We start from the raw sequence: 15,777 nt of genomic DNA, 5'->3' as shown, positions 1-15,777 counted from the left end.
CCACCCCGGTCCCGCGACCACGGTCGCGGGACCGGAGCGGAACGCTGTACGGCGCCTGCGCGATCATGAGGGCATGACCGGCGCCGTCCTAGCCAGCGTGATCGTCGTCCTCGGTGTGGTCGGCGCCTTCATCGCCAAGCAATTCCTCGGCGAATACCTCAAGCGCTCCGGCGCCACCGCGTTCGACCGCACCGCCCGCTGGTACTCCCGCCGCGCCAAGTTCGGCCGCCGCCTGGTCCGCCGCTACGCCGAGGCGGTCCGGGAGGACTTCACCACCCACGCCATGGGCTTCGTCACCGACGGCACCATCGACATCACCGAGGTGTACGTCCCGCTGCAGTACGAACGCGGTGGCAGGCGCGAGGACATCTACGACAACGTCCGCGCCCAGTCCCGCACGGTCGTCGTCGGCCCCGCGGGGGCGGGCAAGTCGATGCTGCTCAAGAACTCCATGCTCCTGTGGGCCAAGAACCCGAGCCCGGCTCGCGTCCCCGTGTTCATCGAGCTGCACCGCTGCAACGGTTCCACCGCGACCCTGATCGACTTGATCGTGGCCGAGTTGGGCCGCTCCCGCCTCGACCGCGACGGCCGCATCCACGACCTGACCTTGCGCGGTCTGCGCGACGGTGCTTTCACCCTGCTGCTCGACGGCCTCGACGAGGTAGGCCGCGACGATCAACAGCGCGTCTACGAGGCCCTGCGCGACTTATCCCGCGAATACCCCGACTGCCAGTACATCGTCACCTGCCGCGACGTGGTCTACCAGGGACAACCGCTGGGTCCCGCGTTCGCTCACATCGTGCGGGTGGCCGAGTTCGACGACGCCGCGGTGGTGCGGTTCCTCAGCCACTGGCCCGGCCTCACCGACGCCGCCGAGCTGTTCGTCGGCCTGCGCGACAACCCCGCGCTGATGCGGCTGGCCCGCAGCCCACTGCTGCTGACGATGATCGCCTATCTGCACACCGAGGTCCTGACCCGGTCCGGCAGACGCCTCCCGACCTCGCGCACCGCCTTCTACCGGGAGGCGATCACCCACCTGCTCAACCGCGACCCCGACCTCGGCCGGGCTCGATCGGTATACCAGGCAGGCGAGAAACTGGCCGTCCTGCAACAGGTAGCCCTGCGCTCCATGGAATCCACCGGCGACGACCGCCTCACCCTGTCCCGGCGCGCCCTGGAGTCGACCACCAAGGACCTGCTGCCCGACCTCAACCTCGACCAGACCCACGTCAAGGACCTGCTCGACGAGATCATCGACCGCAGCCAACTCCTGGTCGCCACCGACAAGGCCCGCACCGCCTTCACCTTCCGCCACCTGACCCTGCAGGAATACCTGGCCGCCGTCGAGCTGGCCGACGACCCGGATGGCCTGCTGCGCCGCTACCACGCCGACCCCGCCGCCTGGCGCGAGACGGTCAAACTCTGGTGCGGCGCCACCACCCGCGACTGCACCAAGGTCATCTCGGACATCTTCAGCGCCGCCGACCACCACCGGGTCCTGGCGCTGGAGTGCCTCGCGGAAGCCACCCGCGTCGACAACGAGTTCGCCGAGATCGTCATTCAACACTTCCTCGCTCGCTTGGGCACGGATGACCCCGTCCGTGACGCAGTCATCACTGCGTTGGGAACGGTCGCATCCGACAGTAGGCCGCGCGGCGTCCGCGTGTTCGCCGCATTGTGTGACATCGCCAGGGGCGTGGACAGCGCCGCAGTGGATGCCCTGTTCGCACTTTCGGCATCCGGTAGAGCCGAGGCCGCGCACGTCTTGGCTGCTATGGCCAGCCGTATAGTCGCGCGAGTCGCACGGGCCGCGCTGCGGAGCATGGGGGAGGCGGCGTTGCCTACGCTGGTAGCCCAGGCCAAGGCCGATGCTCTGTGGGCTATCGATGACATCGCCGCGGTGGGCACACCTGCCGCTGCCGAGGCATTGGCTGGTCTGCTTTGGCAGCCTGTGCGGGTCGCCACCCACGTTGCGTGGCGACTCGCCCAACTCTTGCCGAGCCCTGGGGTGGAGGATCAGGTGCGTCGGGTGGTCCCGCCCGATGAGGAAACTCGCGAGTTCGACTGGGTGTGGGCACCGTTTGCCGAAGGCAGAGACGATCCATTGCGAGCAATCTGCGGTCGTGTCGCGGAGTTGATCTATGCTGGTACGCCGCCTGATGGCATTACGACGATCGATCGCCGAATAGCCATTCCTTTAGCCGTGCGAAGCCTTGGCGAAGCGTCTCCTCTGGGCGATACCGAAATCTACTCGATCGCACGACGGCTCCCCGGCGTGGGTCTGGGCAACCAACGAGCTGCGGTCAAGCAGTTCCTACTGGAGGCGCCCCCGGATGACGAGCATGCAGTGCTGGCTGGCTCGATGATTGTCGAGCGCTCCGGGCTTATCGGCGTGCGGCGACAACTGATCGACCTTCTCGGCGGGTCGGTTCAGTTGGTGCTGTACAGCGTTTTGCTGGAGAGAGATGGCTCTGCGGAGAGGCGGATTCGATACGATGACTGGGCGAACATTGGGGCTATCCAGCGTCAGGCCAAGCACCTCTGGCGGCTCAGTCGCTGGCTTTTGCTCTCGCTTGTCTGGCTGCTGTCGCTCACCGGTGTTGGTCGACACATCCTCACCGCCATCGGTACGGCTCCACTTGGCCCGCGCTGGGCAAGTATTGCGTTTCTGTCGGCCGTGGTGGTGGGTTTTGTCCTGTTAGTGGTGGCTTCTTCCGGCACGCTAGAAAAAGGGCCTAAGGAGACCCTTATCGGTTTCTCTGGGCTTCTCGCAGCATGTGTATTCTTGTCGGCCATTGTTATGGGAGCGGCGACCATCTACACGGCTCTGTGGCTTACCGGGGTAGCCGTTCTTGTGGCGATCTCGCTGGTAGCCGCCGGGTGCGCGCTGGTCGCGCGGGCGTGGGACCGGGTTCGGGACAACCCGTTCCGGCGGTGTTATGAGGCCGAGGTCAACCGGGTGGAGAATCCGGCTTCGATCATCTCGGGCTGAACCGCGCCGCTGGACGAGGGCGGCGCGGTGGTTGGTCAGCTCTTCGCGGCTTGCCAGCCCAGCAGGGCGGCGCCCACGCGGCCCGCGTCTTGGCCGAGGGCGGCTCGGACGACCTCTGGGCGGCGTTGGAACTTGAGCCTGCTGTAGAGCTCCTCGCGGACCGGGCCGACCAGGGTCTCGCCCGCTTCGGCGACGCCGCCGCCGATGATGATGATGGCGGGGCCGAAGAGGGTCACGGCGTCGAGCAGGGCGGTGGCGAGGGCGTTGACGGCGTCTTGCCAGACCGCTTGGGCGTCGGGGTCGGTGGCGAGCAGGCCCGCTACCCCGGCGGCGTCGGAGATGGTGCGGCCGGTGCGCTGTTCGTAGCGGCGGGCGAAGGCGGGGGCGGCGGCGAGGGTCTCCAGGCAGCCCTGGGTGCCGCAGCCGCACACCGCGCCGCCCGGGTCGACCACGACGTGACCTATCTCGCCCGCGTAGCCCGAGGCGCCTAGCGTGCGGCCGTCCACCTGGACCGCCGCCGCGATGCCGGTGCCCACGGAGATGAACAGGGCGTCGTCGGCGCCCTTGCCCGCGCCGACGGTGAACTCGGCCAGGCCGCCGGTGCGCACGTCGTGGCGCACCAGCAGCGGGACGTCGGTCTGGGCGGTGAGCCGGTCGCGCAGCGCCACGTCCACCCAGCCGAGGTTCACCGCGGCCCTGACCAGGCCCAACCCGTCGTCGACGATGCCGGGGACGGCGACGCCCGCGCCCACCACGTCGTGCCCGGCGGCGAGCCGGTCGACCAGCTCGGCGATCTGGCCGACGTCGGCCACCTCGCCGTCGCGCCTGGTCGGCTCGCGCAGGGTCGCCACGGCGCGCAGGTCCCGGTCGACCAAGGCTGCCTTGATCGAGGTACCCCCTACGTCGACGGCGACCACGTGCTGCTCCGCTGCCATGCGCTTCCTTCCCCTTGGCGTCAGTCCACCCGCGACGAGCGCTCGAAGCTGCTCGCACGCGCCACGAATACTGCGTGATCGGTCAGCCGATGCCAAGCGTTTCGGACGTTGAATGTGGGTTCACGGGGCGATACTTTGCAGCACCGCGGGTGAGCGCGGCGCGGCAGGGAGGTGGGTAGGGGTGGACAGGTACGAGCGGCTCAGCACGCTGCTGGACATGCTCGGGCAGCGCGGCAAGGTCGACGTCGACGACCTCGCCGACGAGCTCGCGGTGAGCGCGGCCACCATCCGCCGCGACCTCGACCACCTCGCCGAGCAGCAGCTGCTCACCCGAACCAGGGGCGGCGCGGTCGCCAACAACGTCGCCTACGACCTGCCGCTGCGCTACAAGACCGCCCGGCACGCCTCGGAGAAGGAGCGCATCGGCAAAGCCGCGGCCGCCATGGTCGGCCGCGGCACCGTGGTCGGCCTCAACGGCGGCACCACGACCACCGAGATCGCCCGCGCGCTGGCCATCCGCCCGGACTTCAACCAGGCCGACGAACCGGCGCTGACCGTGGTCACCAACGCGCTCAACATCGCCAACGAGCTCGCCGTGCGCCCGCACGTCAAGATCGTGGTCACCGGCGGCGTCGCCAGGCCGCAGTCCTTCGAGCTCAGCGGCCCGCTGGCCACCCGCATCCTCGACGAGATCACCCTGGACGTGGTGTTCCTGGGCGTGGACGCGGTCGACCCGGTGCACGGCGCCTACGCCCACCACGAGGGCGAGGCCAGCATCAACCGGTTGATGGCCGAGCGCGCCCGCAAGGTCGTCGTCATCGCCGACAGCTCCAAGCTGGGCAGGCACGCCTTCGCCCAGATCTGCCCGGTGTCGGCCATGCGCCTGCTGGTCACCGACGCCGCCGCCCCCGCGGACGCGGTCGCCGCCTTCCAGGACGCGGGCGTCGAGGTGCTCACGGTATAGATCTCCCGCCACCCGCTCCCTCTTCCCCGCCCGGCACGGTCCCCGGCTCCGGCGCGCCAGTCGCCCCATCAGCGTCGTCGCGTCCATGCACGTGGCGGTCGTGGCACTAGTCGCCTCCTGCGGCCGCTCGGATCTTGGCCATGGCGGAGCCGACGGCGGTGAGCTCGTCGGGGTCCAGGACGTCGACGGCCAGCCTGCGCACCTCCAGCACGTGGTCGCGCGCGGCGGCCTCCAGCCGGGCTCGGCCGGTGTCGGTCAGCGCCGCGTGCACGCCGCGGCGGTCCTGCGGGCAGGGGGAGCGCTCGACCAGGCCCGCGCGCACCAGCCGGTCGACGGTCTGGGTGACCCTGGCCCTGGAGTGGCTGACCTGGCTGGCCAGCTCCGACATGTGCAGGTGGCTCTCGGACAGGTGCACCAGGATCTCGTACTCGGCGAGCGTGAGCCCGTGGGTGTCGCGCAGGTGCTTGTCGACCCTGGCCAGCAGCAGGCCCGCGCCCTCGACCAGGGCGCGCCAGGACCGCAGTTGGGTCGCGTCCAGCCAGGGCGTCACCGGTCCAGTCTAGGCACCGGGGTCCACTTGTTGACATGACAACTAGCTCGGCCTACAGTCGGAGTAGTTAAGGCGTTAACTACATGGAGGAAACGGTGACCGAGCAGGTCAAGGTCGCGATCGTGTACTACTCGGCGACCGGCAGCGTGTACGCGCTGGCCAAGGCCGCGGCCGAGGCGGCGGAGAAGGAAGGCGCCGAGGTGCGCCTGGTCAAGGCCAAGGAGTTGGCGCCTGCCGAGGCGATCGCGTCCAACGAGGGCTGGGCCGCGCACGCCGCCGAGACCCAGTCGGTGCCCGAGGCGACGACGGACGACCTGGACTGGGCCGACGTCGTGCTGATCGGCAGCCCGACCCGGTTCGGCCTGCCCGCCGCGCAGATCAAGCAGTTCATCGACCAGGCAGGCCCGTTGTGGGGCCAGGGCAAGCTGGTCGACAAGGTCGCCTCGTCGTTCACCTCCACCGGCACCGCGCACGGCGGCCAGGAGACGACGATCACCGCGATCAACAACACCTTCTACCACTGGGGCGCGATCATCGTGGCCCCCGGCTACGCCGACCCGATCCAGTTCCAGGCGGGCAACCCCTACGGCGCCAGCCACATCTCGAACAACGGCGCGACCCCGCCGGGGGAGGTCGAGCTCGCCTCGGTCGCCTTCCAGGCCCGGCGCGCGGTGCAGGTCGCCGGTCGCTTGAAGCGCGGCGCGTGAGCCAGGAGGACCCGATGTCACTTCCAGAGACCCGGGTGGCCGAACTGGCCGCCGAACGCGACCGGCTGCGGGCGGAATTGCTGCGCGAGCGCGCGCAGCGCCCGCCGAGCAGCGCCAGGGGCATCCACCACACCGCGCTCATCTCCGGAGACGTGCGCCGGACGGTCGAGTTCTACCAGGACGTGCTCGGGTTCCCGCTGACCGAGATGTTCGAGAACCGCGACTACCCCGGCTCCACCCACTTCTTCTTCGACGTGGGCAACGGCAACGCGGTCGCGTTCTTCGACCTGCCCGGCCTCGACCTCGGCCCGTACGCGGAGGTCCTCGGCGGGCTGCACCACCTGGCGATCTCGATGGAGCCCGAGCAGTGGCGGGCGGCGCGGTCGCGCATGGACGCCGCCGGGGTGTCCTATGTAGAGGAAAGCGGCACGTCGGTCTACTTCACCGACCCCGACGGCGCCCGCGTCGAACTCATCGCCGACCCGCTCGGCGAGATGTACGGGGAGGCAGTGGTATGACCACAGTGGACATCCGGCGCGCCGACGACCGGTTCAAGACCACGATCGGCTGGCTGGACTCGAAGCACTCGTTCTCCTTCGGCCACCACCACGACCCGCGCAACACCCACTTCGGCCTCCTGCTGGTCAACAACGACGACGTCGTCACCCCCGGCAGCGGCTTCGACACGCACCCGCACCGGGACATGGAGATCGTCACCTGGGTGCTGCGCGGCGCGCTGGTGCACCAGGACTCCGAGGGGCACAGCGGGATCATCTACCCGGGGCTGGCGCAGCGGATGAGCGCGGGCAGCGGCATCCTGCACTCGGAGAAGAACGACTCCTGGCGGCTCTCGGGCGGCCCGCGGCACGCCGACCCGGTGCACTTCGTGCAGATGTGGGTGCTGCCGGACGAGGCGGGCAAGGCGCCGGGCTACGAGCAGTTGGAGATCGCCGACGAACTGCTCTCCGGCGGCCTCGTCCCCGTGGCCTCCGGCATGCCAGAACACGAGGGCGCCTCCGCCATCCGGATCGGCCAGAAGCACGCGGCCCTCTACGCCGCCCGCCTGGCCCCCGGAGCGGCGGTGACCCTCCCGGAAGCCCCCTTCGTCCACCTGTTCGTCCCGATCGGCACAGTGTCCCTGGAGCGGTCCGGCGACCTGGCCACCGGTGACGCCGCCCGCATCACCACAGGCGGCCAACGCGTCACCGCGGGCCCGGACGGCGCCGAGATCCTGGTCTGGGAAATGCACGCCACCGTGCGAATGGGCTAGCAGCGGGGCTGGCAGCCGGGCCACGTTCACCGCAGCGCGCCACCCGGAGGAACGGACCCGGCCCACGCCTTGCGAGCAGGGCGTGCGCAACTCGTGGGTGGCCGTGCGCCTCGGTGATCTACACACGGCCACGGCGAGCTGGCCTACGTCCCAGGTCGCCGGTCCAGGCGACCTGGGCCACCACCGGGCCGCCCGGCCCAAGCAGTGCACGACCGGGCCTATCTGGTCGATCAGCTCGCCGAACCGTGCTGTCTAGTCGCTCGCGGGGCGCGGGTTCTCACCCGTGTCCCGCACCGGCCTGCGGATGTAGATCACCCCGGCGTCCAGGTCGAGGGGGCCCGTGGTGGGGTCCAGGGCGGGGTCCTGGCCGTTGCCCGCGTCGTCCGGGGACTCTTTGCGGAGTTTGGGGCCGGGGATGAGCTCGCCGAAGGAGGTCATGCGCCCACTGTAGGGCCGGCCAGGTCCACCAGGGGTGCCAAAGTGGCGCGGTGCCGGGTGGGGGTGCCCAGGGCGATCTCGTTGGCCTTGGCCCGCTTCAGGTACCTGTGCACCGGGTGTTCCCAGGTCATGCCGATGCCGCCGTGGAGTTGGAGGCATTCTTCGGCCGCTCGGACCGCCACGGTCGAGCAGAGGGACTGGGCTACCGAGACCGCGATCGGTACGTCGACCCCGGTGGTCAGGGCGTCGGCGGCGTGGCGGGCGGCGGCCCTGGCCAGCACGAGGGATTGCCAGAGGTCGGCGACCCGGTGCTTCAGTGCCTGGAAGGAGCCGAGGGGGCGGCCGAACTGGTGGCGTTCCTTCAGGTACGCGACCGTGGTCTCGAGGCACCAGGTGGCGATGCCGACCTGCTCGGACGCCAGGATCCCGGCGCCCGCGACCAGAGCCGCGCGGACGGCGTCGTCCCCGGGGCCTGCCAGGGGAGTGGTGGCGGTGATCGCGACGTCGGCCAAGGGGCGGGTTTCGTCGAGTGCGACCACTGGGGTCACGTCCGCGGCGTCAACCAGGTGCAACCGGCCCTCGATCGGCACCAGCAGCACGTCGGCGGAACCCGCGTCGGCCACGCTGCGGACCAGGCCACGCCCATCCGGCCACGACTCCCACGACGACAGCGGCACGACCAGCGCCGCGGTCGCCGCGCCGCTCGACAACCGGGAGAGCAGCGACCGGGCGCTCGCGTCCTCGGACAGTTCCAACAACGCCGTGGTCGCCAGCACTGCGCTGGTCAAGAACGGAACCGGCGCGACGGAACGCCCCAGCTCCTCCGCGACCACCGCCAGTTCCCGGTAGCTCGCGCCCTGCCCGCCCAACTCCTCCGGCACGGCGAGCCCGCTCACGCCGACCGCCGCCAACCTGGGCCACAGGTCCGTCGAGTGCGTGCCGAGCAGGTCCGCCACGCTGGCGCGCAGGTCGGTCTCGACGTCGGTGTACAGCAGGTTCATCGGGGGAGGTCCTTCCACGGGACGTCCTTGTCGACCCTGGGCTCCGCGGGCAGGCCGAGCACCCGTTCGGCGATGATGTTGCGCAGCACCTCGGAGGTGCCGCCCTCGATCGAGTTGCCCTTCGCCCGCAGGTACCGGTACCCGGGGCCGCGGCCGGTGAAGTCCACCAGTTCGGGGCGGCGCAACGTCCAGTCGTCGTAGCGCAACCCGTCCTCGGCCAAGAACTCCACCTCGAACCCGGACAACGCCTGCGACAGCCGGGCGAAACCCAGCTTCATCGCCGATCCCTCCGGCCCCGGTGCGCCCGCCGCCAACTGCTGGCGCAACCGGACCCCGGCCAGCCGCAACGCTTCCGCCTCGACCCACAGGCCGAGCAACTGGTCGTGCGCCGCCGCCGTGCGGCGATCCGGGTGCGCCCGCCACGTCTCGGCGACGACACCGACCATCCCGGCCTCGCGCGCCGAAGACCGCGACCCGATGGCGACCCGCTCGTTCATCAGCGTCGTCTGCGCGACCCGCCACCCGTCGCCGATCTCGCCCAACCGGGCCGAGTCCGGGATGCGCACGTCGGTCAGGAACACCTCGTTGAACTCGGCCTCACCGGTGATCTGCCGCAGCGGCCGCACTTCCACGCCCGGAGCGGTCATGTCGCAGACGAAGTAGGTCAGCCCGGCGTGCTTGGGCACGTCCGGATCGGTGCGGGCGACCAGGATGGCCCACCGGGCGTTGTGCGCGCTCGAAGTCCACACCTTCTGCCCGGTCACCACCCAGTCGTCCCCGTCGCGGCGCGCCCTCGTCGCCAGCGCGGCCAGGTCCGATCCCGCGCCGGGCTCGCTGAAGAGCTGGCACCACACCTCTTCGCCGGTCCACAGTGGACGCAACAGCCGGTGTTGCTCCCCGGTGCCGTACGCCAGGATCGTCGGCGCCGCCATGCCGAGGCCGATCCCGATCCGGCGCGGGTTGTTGTCCGGCGCGCCCGCGGCGGTCAACGCCTCGTCGACCTCCTGCTGCATGGCCCTCGGCGCGCTCAAACCGCCCAGCCCCACCGGGAAGTGCACCCACGCCAGACCCGCGTCGAACCGCGCCCGCAGGAACTCCAGCCGGTCGGTCGTCGTCGGGTCGTGCTCGGCCAACAACGCCGCGACCCGCTCCTGTGCTTCGCCCATCCTCAGTCCTTCGGTCCGCCCGCGACGTAGATGACTTGCCCCGACACGAATCCGGCCTCTTCGCTGACCAGGAACGCCGCTGTGGCGGCGATGTCCTCCGGTTGCCCGATCCGGCCGACCGGGATCGCCTGCGCGACACCGGCTTTGAAGTCCTCGAACGACATCCCGAGTCGCGCCGCGGTGGCCGCGGTCATGTCGGTCTCGATGAACCCCGGCGCGATCGCGTTCGCCGTGACCCCGAACCGGCCCAGTTCGAGCGCCAGCGTCTTGGTGAAGCCCTGCAACCCCGCCTTGGCGGTCGCGTAGTTCGCCTGGCCCCGGTTGCCCAGCGCGGACGTGCTCGACAGGTTCACCACCCGGCCGTACCGCTGCTCGACCTGGTAGCGCTGCACCGCGCGGCTCATCAGGAACGCGCCGCGCAGGTGCACCCCGATGACCGCGTCCCAGTCGTCGTCGCCCATCTTGAACAGCAGGTTGTCGCGCAGGATCCCGGCGTTGTTGACCAGCACCGTCGGCGGCCCCAGCTCCTCGGCCACCTCCGCCACGGCCGCCTCGACCTGCTCGGTCGCGCTGACGTCCGCGCCGACCGCCAGCGCGGTCCCGCCCGCCGAGGTGATCGCCTCGACGGTCCCGGATGCCGCTGCGGCGTCCAGGTCGAGCACCGCCACGGCGAACCCGTCGCGCGCCAACCGGGTGGCGATCGCGGCGCCGATGCCGCGCGCCGCGCCGGTCACGATGGCGATCCGCTGGGTCACTGGGTCCTCCGCTGGTCGGTGGGAAAGCGCCGAACCGGAAGTTACTACCGGGTCACCAGAGGTGTCCACCATCTCCCTGGCCCGCGCCGCGCGAGCGTGACAGGGTGGGGGGAGAACCACCGATGGAGGCTCAACGTGGAGAACTCTGTCCTGCCTTATAGCGGCTTGACCTTGGACCGGGCTGGTGCGCGACGCGGTGACGCCGCGTGGCTCGACGGTCTGCGACCGGCAGGCGCCGCGCTGGTGTTCTGGCGCGACCGGATCCTGGTCCGCGACGGCCGACCGCTGCACGCCCCACCCGCCGCCGACGCAGTCTTCCTCGGCCTCGACGGCGACACCGGCTTCTTCGCGCAGGACCTGTCCGAAATGGACGAATCGGTCGCCGTCGCCGCTGTCTCCGCCGACGGCACCGCCGACACCCGCGCGCTGTTCGCCGACCTCGGCCCAGAGGACGCCACCCGCCTCGCCTACGCCCGCGGGCTGCTGCACTGGCGGCGCAACCAGCGGTTCTGCGGCGCTTGCGGCGCGCAGGCGCGCGACACGAACGGTGGCCACGTCCGCGAGTGCACCGGCTGCGGCAAACTCCTGTTCCCGCGCATCGAACCGGCGATCATCGTCCTGGTCGAGCACGGTGACTGCTGCCTGCTCGGCCGCCACCGCGGCGCCAGCGGGTTCTCCACCCTGGCCGGGTTCGTCGAGGTCGGCGAGAGCCTGGAGGACGCGGTGCGCCGCGAGGTCGCCGAGGAGTCCGGGGTCGCCGTCGGGGCCGTGCACTACCTCGCGTCGCAGGCCTGGCCGTTCCCATCCGGACTGATGCTCGGTTTCCGCGCGGTCGCGCTGTCGCCGGACATCGCCGTCGACCGCGACGAACTCGACGAGGCGCGCTGGTTCACCCGTGCCGAGGTGGCCGCGCTCGGTGACCGGCGGCCCGACTCGGTGGAGTCGTACCTTGTGGACCGCTGGCTGGTCGGTTCCTAACCGGCGCAACGCTTCCCGGTGACCCCGGTCACCCCTAGGGGTGCTTCCGGGGGACAAGATCCGGGACGACTCCTGATTCGCCGCGCTCCCCGCGCTGACACTGTTCTGCCCAACGAAGCAGGACTCCATTCCGGTAAGCGGGGGGATCTCGAGCATGGCCAGCACGGCAGGGGACAAGCAGGCAAGACCGATGGCGACGGTGCGGATCGCGCGGTGGAGCGCCGAGCACCCGTGGCGGGCGATCACCGCGTGGGTGGTGTTCGTCGCGGTGTGCATCGGCGTCGGCAACCTGGTCGGCACCAAGACCACCGACTTCGACGACAACGCCAAGGGCGAGCTCGCCGTCTACCAGAAGATGGTCGACGACGCGGGCTTCACCCGCCCGGCGACCGAGAACGTGCTGATCACGGCCCGCTCCGGCGCCCTCGACCAGGCCGCCGCGACGGAGGTGGCCGACGAGGTGCGGACCAGGATGTCCGGGCTCAAGGAGGTCGGTGACGTCGCCGAGCCGTTCCCGTCGCCCAAGGGGGACGCGGTCCTGGTCAGCATCGACATCGCCGGTGACCGCAAGACCGCCGACGAGCGCCTCCAGCCGCTGCTCGACGCCACCGCCGCGGTGCAGGCGGCCCACCCCGACCTGCGGGTCGAGCAGGTCGGCGGCGAGTCGCTGAACAAGGCGCTCTCGACCGCGCTCGGCGACGACTTCGCCAAGGCCGAGCTGATCAGCATCCCGGTGACCCTGATCATCATGCTGGTGGCCTTCGGCGCGGTCATCGCCGCGGGCATCCCGGTGCTGCTGGCGCTCTCGGCCGTCGGCGCCGCGATGGGCCTGTCCGCGCTGGCCTCGCAGCTGATCCCGGCCTCGGACAACACCTCGAGCATGATCCTGCTGATCGGCATGGCCGTCGGCGTCGACTACTCGCTGTTCTACGTCCGGCGCGAACGGGAGGAACGCGCCAAGGGCCGCACCCACCTCGACGCCGTGGAGATGGCCGCGGCCACCTCCGGGCACGCCATCGTGGTCTCCGGGTTCGCCGTCGTGGTCGCCATGGCGGGCATGTTCGTCGCCAACGACGCCATCTTCACCTCGATGGCCATCGGCTCGATCCTGGTGGTGCTGGCCGCGGTCATCGGGTCCATCACCGTGCTGCCCGCGATGCTGGCCAAGCTGGGCCGCTGGATCGACAAGCCCCGGGTCCCGTTCGTGTGGCGGCTCTCCGCCCGCGGCGGCGAGCCCCGGGTCTGGAAGGCCATCCTGCGGCCCTCGCTGCGCCGCCCGGCCATCACCCTCACCGTCGCCGGTCTCGCCCTGGTCGCGCTGGCCATCCCGGCGCTGGGCATGAAGCTGAACTCGCCGTCGGACGCCGACCTGCCCCGCAGCATCCCGATCATGCAGTCCTACGACCGGATGACCGCCGCGTTCCCCAGCACCGGGGCCACCCACGCGGTCGGCGTGCGGGCACCGGCGGACAAGGTCGAGCAGACCGCCACCGCGGTCACCGCGCTCACCGACCGGATCAAGGCCGACCCCGGCTTCGCCCACGAGCGCGACATCGAGGTCATGCGCTCCGCCGACGGCCGGGTGTTCCTGCTCAGCGCCCCCATCTCGTCCTCGGCGGCCAGCCAGGAGGCCGACGCCTCGCTGACCTGGCTGCGCACGGTGGCCCTGCCGCAGACCGTCGGCTCCGTCTCAGGCGCCGAGTTCGCCGTCAGCGGGCAGACCGCGGGGGAGAACGACTTCGTCGACTCGATGAACGAGTCGCTGCCCTGGGTCATCGCGATCGTGCTGCTGCTGACCTTCATCATCATGACCTGGACCTTCCGCGCCCCGCTGATCGCGCTGTCGTCCATCGCGCTCAACATGCTCTCCGCCGGGGCCGCCTACGGCGTGCTGGTGCTGGTGTTCCAGAGCACCTGGGCCGAGGGCCTGCTCGGGTTCACCTCCACCGGCGGCATCGTCGCCTGGCTGCCGCTGATGCTCTTCGTCGTCCTGTTCGGACTGTCGATGGACTACCACGTGTTCGTCGTCAGCCGCATCCGCGAGGCGAAGGAGTCCGGTTTGGACACCCGGGCGGCGATCGCCAAGGGCATCACGTCCTCGGCGGGCGTGGTCACCAGCGCCGCGGCGGTCATGGTCGGCGTGTTCTCCATCTTCGCCACGCTGAGCACGATCGACATGAAGCAGATGGGCGTCGGCCTGGCCACCGCCATCCTGCTCGACGCCACCATCATCCGGGCGGTCGTGCTGCCCGCGCTGATGGGCGTGCTCGGTGAGCGCAACTGGTGGGTGCCCGCGATGCTGCGCTCGCGCCGCCCGGTCCCCGCCGAGACCGACGCCGAGCAGACCCGCCAGCTCGACCCGGTCGGCTGACCCCGGCAGAGGCACAAAGGCCCCCGACCGGTCGCCCGGTCGGGGGCCTTCCCCTGTGCATCCCTGCCCGTCACGCCACCGGTCTTAGCGGTGCACGTGACTGCGCCCGTAGAACCCGGACACCAGCGCGACCCCGATCGCGGCGAGGCCGATCTGGAAGATGATCTCGATCCAGTCCACGCCAGCGGTGGTGCCGACGCCGACCGCGTTGGCCAGCGCGGTGCCCAGGAAGGCAGCGGCGATACCGACCACGATGGTCAGCCAGATCGGGATCGACTGCTTGCCGGGAACCACCAAGCGCCCCAGTGCGCCGATGATCAAACCGATGATCAGCGCGGTGAAGATGCCGGTGACCGTCATGTCCGCTCCCTTGACTCGCTCGGTGGGGTCTTGCCGGTGAAGTACCCGCCCCGGGCGCGAGTCATTCACGCCCGGCCGAAAGTCGTCGTCCGGCGAGCTGACGTGGCGTGTCGCACACTGGTCGTATGCATTACGCCGACCGCGCACACGCCGGGCAGGTGCTCGGCGCGCAACTCGAACACCTGCGGGACCGCAACCCGGTCGTCCTCGGCCTGCCGCGCGGCGGTGTGCCGGTGGCCGCGGAGGTCGCCGCGCTGCTCGGCGCCGAGCTCGACGTTGTCCTGGTCGGGAAGGTGGGCGCGCCGGGTGCCACCGAGCTGGCCGTCGGCGCGGTGGGCGAGGGCAGGCAGGGCGCGGACTGGGTCGAGGTCCGCGCGGAGCCGGTACTGGCCCTGCTGGAACTGTCCTGGTCGGACGTCGCCGACACCGTCGCCGAGGTCAAGACCGAACTGGCCGACCGGTCCCGGCGCCTGCGCGGCGGCACCGAACCCCGCTCCCTGCGCGGCCGCACCGCCGTGGTCGTCGACGACGGCGTCGCCACCGGCTCGACCGTCGAGGCCGCCGTCCGCGTGGTCCGCGACCTCGGCGCCGACGAGGTCGTCCTCGCCGTCCCGGTCGCCCCCGCCGCCGTCCTCGACCGCCTCACCGACATCGCCGACGACGTCGTCTGCCCGCTGACCCCGGACGACCTCACCTCCGTCGGCCGCTGGTACACCGACTTCACCCAGGTCGACGACGCCGAGGTTCGCCACCTCCTCGCAGGCGCCTGATCCGGCTTCAGCGTGGCCCGGGGCGTTCGAGGTCGGGGCTGTCGACGATGATGCCTGCTTTGGTGACGGCGGGGCCGAGCAGTTGCAGGATTCGGCGCATGGATGCGGGGGGGTTGCGCAGGATCAGCCTGCTGGGCCCCGGCAGGGTGTCGGCCACCCGCAGCAGGGTGATCACACCGGACACGTCGATGAAGTCCAGTTCGGCGAGGTCCAAGTGGACATCGCCGGTGGCCTGCCTGCACAGCGCCACGAGCAGCTGCTCGAAGTCGGGGCGGCTGCGCAGGTCCGCGTGACCGCTGAGCCGGGCGGGGCCGCCCTGGCGCGGGACCACCCCGTCGCGGCTGGGCTGCCGGTCGGTGCTGGGCGGTACGGCGTGGTCAGTGATGGCCGCCACCGCCTCGCCGGTGCTGGGAGGGGCTCGTCTGCGCGAGCACGGCAAACCCCTCCCCGTGGCATCGGAACCGAGTGGACGCCGAGCCTACGCGGGCTCGTCGTCGCTGTCCCAGGTCCAAAGACCCCA

General features: G+C 70.8%; 16 protein-coding genes. 8 read left to right on the top strand and 8 right to left on the bottom strand.

All coding sequences use genetic code 11. The features are described 5' to 3' along the window. Window positions 1–73: 73 nt before the first annotated feature. Window positions 74–2,992 carry an NACHT domain-containing protein gene (locus tag JOD54_RS26870; RefSeq protein ID WP_204454457.1) on the top strand — a complete coding sequence of 973 codons (2,919 nt, stop codon included), beginning with the start codon at window positions 74–76 and terminating at the stop codon, window positions 2,990–2,992. 35 nt (window positions 2,993–3,027) lie between these two features. On the opposite strand, the gene JOD54_RS26865 is transcribed toward JOD54_RS26870, so the two are convergent. Then, complete coding sequence (locus tag JOD54_RS26865) at window positions 3,028–3,927, bottom strand: ROK family protein (RefSeq protein ID WP_204454455.1); 900 nt, start codon at window positions 3,925–3,927, stop codon at window positions 3,028–3,030. Window positions 3,928–4,108: 181 nt separating this feature from the next. Here JOD54_RS26865 and JOD54_RS26860 point away from each other — a divergent pair, with 181 nt between their 5' ends. After that, window positions 4,109–4,891, top strand: a complete 783-nt coding sequence (locus tag JOD54_RS26860; protein WP_204454452.1) for a DeoR/GlpR family DNA-binding transcription regulator — start codon at window positions 4,109–4,111, stop codon at window positions 4,889–4,891. Between the two features lie 106 nt (window positions 4,892–4,997). Here the strand turns inward: JOD54_RS26860 and JOD54_RS34710 are convergent, their stop codons facing one another. Then, a complete protein-coding gene (locus tag JOD54_RS34710) occupies window positions 4,998–5,441 on the bottom strand; it encodes a MarR family winged helix-turn-helix transcriptional regulator (protein ID WP_204454449.1) in 444 nt (147 codons plus the stop codon). Between the two features lie 95 nt (window positions 5,442–5,536). On the opposite strand from JOD54_RS34710, the gene wrbA reads away from it, so the two are divergent. From wrbA to JOD54_RS26840, 3 genes are read left to right on the top strand one after another with little or no spacing between them, the layout of a single operon-like run. Then, window positions 5,537–6,148: an NAD(P)H:quinone oxidoreductase gene (gene wrbA / locus JOD54_RS26850; RefSeq protein ID WP_307860302.1), complete on the top strand. Its 612-nt coding sequence runs from the start codon at window positions 5,537–5,539 to the stop codon at window positions 6,146–6,148. Between the two features lie 14 nt (window positions 6,149–6,162). Continuing rightward, window positions 6,163–6,666 carry a VOC family protein gene (locus JOD54_RS26845; protein ID WP_204454442.1) on the top strand — a complete coding sequence of 168 codons (504 nt, stop codon included), beginning with the start codon at window positions 6,163–6,165 and terminating at the stop codon, window positions 6,664–6,666. After that, complete coding sequence (locus JOD54_RS26840; protein WP_204454440.1) at window positions 6,663–7,418, top strand: pirin family protein; 756 nt, start codon at window positions 6,663–6,665, stop codon at window positions 7,416–7,418. The genes JOD54_RS26845 and JOD54_RS26840 overlap by 4 nt, the downstream gene beginning before the upstream one ends. A 252-nt stretch (window positions 7,419–7,670) precedes the next feature. On the opposite strand, the gene JOD54_RS26835 is transcribed toward JOD54_RS26840, so the two are convergent. Genes JOD54_RS26835 through fabG form a run of 4 tightly spaced genes read right to left on the bottom strand, consistent with a single transcriptional unit; the run spans window position 7,671 to window position 10,778 of the window. After that, window positions 7,671–7,856 (bottom strand): hypothetical protein, encoded by a 186-nt coding sequence (locus tag JOD54_RS26835; protein WP_204454439.1) that lies wholly within the window; start codon window positions 7,854–7,856, stop codon window positions 7,671–7,673. Beyond that, window positions 7,853–8,857, bottom strand: coding sequence for an acyl-CoA dehydrogenase family protein (locus JOD54_RS26830; protein ID WP_204454438.1), 1,005 nt, complete (start codon window positions 8,855–8,857; stop codon window positions 7,853–7,855). Before JOD54_RS26830 ends, JOD54_RS26835 begins: the two co-directional genes overlap by 4 nt. After that, window positions 8,854–10,023 carry an acyl-CoA dehydrogenase family protein gene (locus tag JOD54_RS26825; protein ID WP_204454437.1) on the bottom strand — a complete coding sequence of 390 codons (1,170 nt, stop codon included), beginning with the start codon at window positions 10,021–10,023 and terminating at the stop codon, window positions 8,854–8,856. Before JOD54_RS26825 ends, JOD54_RS26830 begins: the two co-directional genes overlap by 4 nt. 2 nt (window positions 10,024–10,025) lie before the next feature. After that, a complete protein-coding gene (fabG, locus tag JOD54_RS26820) occupies window positions 10,026–10,778 on the bottom strand; it encodes a 3-oxoacyl-ACP reductase FabG (RefSeq protein WP_307860301.1) in 753 nt (250 codons plus the stop codon). A gap of 135 nt (window positions 10,779–10,913) precedes the next feature. Between fabG and nudC the strand changes: the two genes are divergently transcribed. Together nudC and JOD54_RS26810 are read left to right on the top strand one after the other, a co-directional pair. Further along, window positions 10,914–11,756: an NAD(+) diphosphatase gene (gene nudC, locus JOD54_RS26815; RefSeq protein ID WP_204454435.1), complete on the top strand. Its 843-nt coding sequence runs from the start codon at window positions 10,914–10,916 to the stop codon at window positions 11,754–11,756. 154 nt (window positions 11,757–11,910) lie between these two features. Next, window positions 11,911–14,127 (top strand): MMPL family transporter, encoded by a 2,217-nt coding sequence (locus tag JOD54_RS26810; protein ID WP_239573520.1) that lies wholly within the window; start codon window positions 11,911–11,913, stop codon window positions 14,125–14,127. Window positions 14,128–14,211: 84 nt separating this feature from the next. Here the strand turns inward: JOD54_RS26810 and JOD54_RS26805 are convergent, their stop codons facing one another. Continuing rightward, window positions 14,212–14,487 carry a GlsB/YeaQ/YmgE family stress response membrane protein gene (locus JOD54_RS26805; RefSeq protein WP_204454433.1) on the bottom strand — a complete coding sequence of 92 codons (276 nt, stop codon included), beginning with the start codon at window positions 14,485–14,487 and terminating at the stop codon, window positions 14,212–14,214. A gap of 125 nt (window positions 14,488–14,612) precedes the next feature. Between JOD54_RS26805 and JOD54_RS26800 the strand changes: the two genes are divergently transcribed. Further along, the gene (locus JOD54_RS26800; protein WP_204454431.1) at window positions 14,613–15,257 is read left to right on the top strand and encodes a phosphoribosyltransferase; all 645 of its coding nucleotides are present in this window, start codon (window positions 14,613–14,615) and stop codon (window positions 15,255–15,257) included. A gap of 7 nt (window positions 15,258–15,264) precedes the next feature. Here the strand turns inward: JOD54_RS26800 and JOD54_RS26795 are convergent, their stop codons facing one another. Beyond that, complete coding sequence (locus JOD54_RS26795; RefSeq protein WP_204454428.1) at window positions 15,265–15,651, bottom strand: STAS domain-containing protein; 387 nt, start codon at window positions 15,649–15,651, stop codon at window positions 15,265–15,267. Window positions 15,652–15,777 lie beyond the last annotated feature (126 nt).

This window comes from Actinokineospora baliensis, from assembly GCF_016907695.1.
In the GTDB taxonomy this organism is placed as follows: domain Bacteria; phylum Actinomycetota; class Actinomycetes; order Mycobacteriales; family Pseudonocardiaceae; genus Actinokineospora; species Actinokineospora baliensis.
The sequence above is the reverse complement of the archived record's forward strand: the minus strand, read 5'-3'. Positions and strand labels throughout refer to the sequence as shown.